We start from the raw sequence: 219 nt of genomic DNA, 5'->3' as shown, positions 1-219 counted from the left end.
ACCGCCAAATATTCAAATGCCAAATATTCAAATGCCAATCATGGATAACAACCAACCACCGAATATAATGCCAATCATGGATAACAACCAGCCACCGAATATAATGCCAATCATGGATAACAGCCAGCCACCGAATATAATGCCAATTATGGATAACAACCAGCCGCCGAATATAATGCCGATTATGGATAACAATCAAATGCCGAATATGATGCCGAT

General features: G+C 39.7%; 1 pseudogene. It reads left to right on the top strand.

Annotation, left to right across the window (positions count from 1 at the left end):
• Window positions 1-31: 31 nt before the first annotated feature.
• Window positions 32-219: pseudogene (locus MR107_RS31080) on the top strand (peptigoglycan-binding protein LysM); the annotation flags it as partial.

The organism is Bacillus cereus group sp. BfR-BA-01441, assembly GCF_022663075.1.
Taxonomy (GTDB): Bacteria; Bacillota; Bacilli; order Bacillales; family Bacillaceae_G; genus Bacillus_A; species Bacillus_A cereus.
Note: the sequence above shows the minus strand (reverse complement) of the source record. Positions and strands in the feature narration are given on the sequence as shown.